The sequence below is a fragment of the Stackebrandtia sp. genome (assembly GCF_035643755.1).
Classification (GTDB): Bacteria; Actinomycetota; Actinomycetes; order Mycobacteriales; family Micromonosporaceae; genus Stackebrandtia.
Genome location: NZ_DASQPW010000123.1, coordinates 1 through 4182, shown reverse-complemented (window position 1 = coordinate 4182; position 4182 = coordinate 1). Strand labels below are relative to the sequence as shown.

Genomic DNA, 4182 nt, shown 5'->3' with positions numbered 1-4182 from the left:
ACATCGCCGCCCACGTCAACCCGCGCCTGATCGCGCGGGCCCGCCACTTCGACCCGGTGAGCATGTGCGTCATGGAGATGTTCGACAAGGCCACGTTCGCGCAGGTTCCCCTGACCGCGACCGGCGATCCCGACCACCCCGTGCGGGTCCGCGACAACGCCGAAAGTGACTACCGAGTCGGGGTCTCTCCCTTGTGGCGCTTGGGAAAGAGTTCCCTCGGCATCTATCTGCCGTGGAGATTCCGCGCCGGGCGCCCGTTCCACGGTGGACAAGGATGGCGCGCCATGTCCATCGCGCTCGCCGGCATGTCGCGCGTGCTGGCGTCGGCCGCGCCACGACGAAACGACACAGTAGACGAACACAAAGGAGAACGGCGATGATGTACTGGGGATACGGCGCGGGAGGCGGCTGGATATACATGCTGCTCGGCATGGCGCTGTTTTGGACGGCGCTGATCGTCATGGCGGTGTTGGCCTATCGGGCCTGGGCCCACCGGGACGGCCGCCGCGTCTCGCGGGCCGAACACATCCTCGCCGAGCGGTACGCCAAGGGCGAGATCGACGACGAGGAGTTCGAACACCGGTCGGCCACGCTGCGATCGTCATCCACGTAGGCATCGGTGCCGACGGCGTCCGCGGTCGGCACCGAAGATTACATTTTGTCCATCGGCGTCCCTTAGCTTTTGGTGGCGAACCGAAATCGGAACAAGGGATGAGACCGTGAATGACAACGAAGTCACCGGCGGCGAGCTGTACAGCCTATGGCGGGTCGCCAACATCAATCTGCCCCGAGTCCAGGCCGCGTACACCGAGGCGGCCAACGCCGTCCACGAGGTGGACGTGGCCGACGAGAAGAAGTTCGGTGCCACGCATCCGGCGTGGGCATCGCTGGCCGCGGTCTACGAACAACTGTTGTTCGTGACGGCCGGGTCCATGCTGAGCGTCAGTTACGCGCTCAAGGAGGCCATCGACGCGTTCGAGAAGATCGACGGTTCCCTGGCGGACAAGCTCAAGGACGTCATCGACAGCGAACCCGACACCAAGCTGCACGGCGACGAGATACCGGGCGAGCTGCAGGTCCCGAACTACTGGAACGACTAGACAGGCCGACGATCACATGAACGACACATTCGACGACGACCTGGACAAGGCCGTCGATGACCTACTCGACGCCCTGGTGCGTGCCGCCCGCCTGGAGTACAACAGCAAACCGGTACCCACCGGACCCCCCACAACGGACACGGACGCCAAGGACCCCACCGACGAGGAGATCCTCAGCCACTTCGACTGGGTCAAGCCGACGTTCGAGGAGTTCGGCAAGCCGGTGCCCTCGGACTTCGATCCGCTCATCAAGAAGATGAAGCAGGTCGAGGTGATGTTCGGTACCTCCGAAGACGTCAGCGGCGACACCCGCCTGGAGAACATCGACACCGCCAAGAACTACATCCAGGCGTCCTGGCGCGGCATGTTCGGAACGGCCCTGGTCGAGGACTTCTTCTCGCCGTTGGAGCTGGTGCGCGCCAATCACGGCGTCATGGCCGCGTGCCTGCGCAAAAACGCCGAGGCGATGCGGGCCGTGTACGCCAACGGCCGCACCGCCGCCCTGGACATCGCCAAGAAGGGCACCACGGCGTTGGACGCGATCCGCCCCGACACCGCTACGGGCCTGGCCGTCTTTCTCGGCGTCGCCACCGCCGTGCAGTCGCTGCTGGTTCCGTTGCTGCCGAGCAAGCTGAGCGTCCAGATAGCCTCGGCCGTCATCTCCGGCGGCCTGGGCACGGCGGGCAAGTTCACCCCCGACAAGACCGAGGAGGTGGAGCTGGGCGCCGCCTACGTGTGGGGCGTCATGGACAACGTCAAGAAGGCGTTGGAAAAGGCGCGCAAGAACATCGAGGCGGACGAACAGCGCATCATCAAGGCGCTGAACACCACCGACGACACGGTCAACAAGCTGATGCAGCGCGACGACCAGACGACCGGGGTTCCGGTCTTCGCCAATCGCCCCAAGACCTTCGACCCCACCGACGCCGACGGCGGCCTCATACCCACCGGCAATTCCGCCTAAAGTGGACTGGCGTCGAAGTGTTCGGCGCGAAGCTCGTACATCTTGGCGCGGAAGTCCCGGTTCATCGCGCGGTAGGCGCCGAGCAGCTCGGCGACGAACTCCGATTCGTCCATTTTGTTCACCGTGCCGTCGCGGACGACGACGTCACACGACCTCATCCCGGCGGTCCGCAGGTACACGCACTCGGCCGGGGACATCCCCTCGGCGACGGTCTCGGCCTGCGCGGTGTGAAAGCGGCGCTGGTTGGCGTCCCAGGACCGTCGGGGCTTTTCGGGGTTCCCGTCGAGGGCCTCGGCGAGCGCCGTGTCGAAGCCCCGCCGGTAGCCGGTCCACAGCCGCAGCACCAGGCGGGACAGTTGGTGCTCCAGACCGCGTTCGGTGTAGCGGCGGAAACCGCCGGCGGGAAACGACACGGTGATGTCGTCCCGGTTTCGCAGCTCGCCCGCGATCCGTCCGTCCGGCGACGACACCCTGACGACCATCGCGTCGAGCCGATCGGCCAAGATCCCCATCAGTTCACCCTTCGAGCGGACGTCACCACCGCGATGGTAATCCAGATCCGCGTCGGCGGGCGGGCGCGACGGGACGGCGGAAGGGTGGGGGAGCATAGGATCGGCGCCGGAGCGAAGGAGGGCTGGGATGTCGACGTCCAAAGGGGCACGCCAGCCGACGATCAAGGAGGTCGCCAACCGCGCGGGGGTCAGCCCGATGACCGCGTCGCGGACGTTGGCGGGCGGCAGGAACGTGCGGCCGGACCTGCAGGAGCGGGTGATGGCGGCGGTGCGCGAGTTGGGGTACTACCGCAACGAGAACGCGCGCAGCCTGAGGCCCGGGCAGCCCAGCGGCCTGGTGGGGATCGCCATCACCAACCTGGCCAACCCGTACTACGGGAACTTCGCGCTGGGGGTCGAGGAGATCGCCGCCGAGCACGGGCGGCGGATCATCCTGGGGAACACCGGCGAGGACGACGCGCGCGAGCGGCAGCTGGTCAGCGACTTCATCGGGCGGCAGGTCGAGGGGCTGGTGTTGGTGCCGACCAGCGGGGACGCGGCGCACCTGCGGCCCGAGCGGCTGGGGGACGTGCCGGTGGTGTTGGCCTCGCGGCAGGTCGAGGGGCTGGACGTCGACACGGTGTTGCTCGACGACGTGGGCGGCGCGTATCGGGGGACGATCTCGCTGTTGGACGCCGGGCACACGCGGATCGGGTTTCTGGGCACCAGCAGCTCGGTGTTCACGGGTCAGCGGCGGTATCGGGGGTACGAGCGGGCGATGATCGAGCGGGGCGCGGCCATCGATCCGGCGATCGTGGCGCGGGATCAGCAGGACGTCACCGCGGCGAGCCGGGCGGCGCGGTTGATGCTGGATCAGCGGCTGCCGCCGACGGCGATCTTCAGCGCCAACAACCGTAATACCATCGGCGCGCTGCGCGAGATCGGGCGACGGATCCGCGACGGGCTGCCGGGTCCGGGCCCGGCGATCGTGAGCTTCGACGACTTCGAGCTGTCGGAGCTGATGCCGGTGCCGGTGACGATCATCAATCACGACGCGCGGCTGCTGGGACGGGAGGCCGCGACGCTGTTGTTCTCGCGGCTGGGCGACGAGGACGCGGGCGCGGGCCGGACGGTTGAGTTGCCGGTCTCCATCGAATATCCCTGATACCGAACTGCGACAAAACGAGGCTTGCCAAAGCTCAGGGGCGGTTGGTAACGTTACCAACCTCAAGATCGCCACCGTGGATCATGGTGGTGATCCATTGGTGGACGAGGAGGTGTCGGGTCATGGAACTGTGCGTCGACTTCGGCGGCTCCGCCATCAAGCTCGGCGTCATCGACGCGGGAGTCCCCGTGAGCACCACGACCGTGCCGGCAGGCGGCGACGACCTCGCCCGGGCGCGCGCCGCCGCGGGCGACCTGATCGACGCCGCCGCGCCCACGGCCGTCGGCATCGCGGTGCCCGGCGTCGTGGACCAGGCCGCCGGGCGGCTCGTCCAGGCCCACGACAAGCAGCAGGGCCTCGCCGGCGTCGACCTGATCGCCTGGGCCGCCGATGTCCTCGGGCTCCCCGCCGTGCTGGAGAACGACGCCCGGGCGGCGCTGGTCGGCGAGATCGCCACCGGCT

General features: G+C 67.7%; 6 protein-coding genes and 1 pseudogene. 6 read left to right on the top strand and 1 reads right to left on the bottom strand.

Annotated features, from left to right (window positions below; all coding sequences use genetic code 11):
* The 4 genes and pseudogenes from VE172_RS09530 to VE172_RS09515 form a co-directional block, all read left to right on the top strand.
* Positions 1-380, top strand: a pseudogene (locus tag VE172_RS09530) (hypothetical protein); the annotation flags it as partial.
* Complete coding sequence (locus VE172_RS09525; protein ID WP_324800386.1) at positions 377-613, top strand: SHOCT domain-containing protein; 237 nt, start codon at positions 377-379, stop codon at positions 611-613. The pseudogene VE172_RS09530 and the gene VE172_RS09525, both read left to right, overlap by 4 nt.
* 106 nt (positions 614-719) lie before the next feature.
* Entirely contained in the window at positions 720-1100 is a 381-nt protein-coding gene (locus VE172_RS09520) for a hypothetical protein (RefSeq protein ID WP_324800383.1), read from the top strand.
* Positions 1101-1116: 16 nt separating this feature from the next.
* The gene (locus VE172_RS09515) at positions 1117-2064 is read left to right on the top strand and encodes a hypothetical protein (protein WP_324800382.1); all 948 of its coding nucleotides are present in this window, start codon (positions 1117-1119) and stop codon (positions 2062-2064) included.
* Here the strand turns inward: VE172_RS09515 and VE172_RS09510 are convergent.
* On the bottom strand, positions 2061-2576 hold the full coding sequence (locus tag VE172_RS09510; RefSeq protein ID WP_324800379.1) for a hypothetical protein: 516 nt from the start codon (positions 2574-2576) through the stop codon (positions 2061-2063). The genes VE172_RS09515 and VE172_RS09510 overlap by 4 nt on opposite strands.
* A gap of 127 nt (positions 2577-2703) precedes the next feature.
* Between VE172_RS09510 and VE172_RS09505 the strand changes: the two genes are divergently transcribed.
* Together VE172_RS09505 and VE172_RS09500 are read left to right on the top strand one after the other, a co-directional pair.
* The gene (locus VE172_RS09505; RefSeq protein WP_324800376.1) at positions 2704-3720 is read left to right on the top strand and encodes a LacI family DNA-binding transcriptional regulator; all 1017 of its coding nucleotides are present in this window, start codon (positions 2704-2706) and stop codon (positions 3718-3720) included.
* 122 nt (positions 3721-3842) lie between these two features.
* A partial coding sequence (locus tag VE172_RS09500) for an ROK family protein (RefSeq protein WP_324800375.1) occupies positions 3843-4182 on the top strand: 340 nt, incomplete at its 3' end.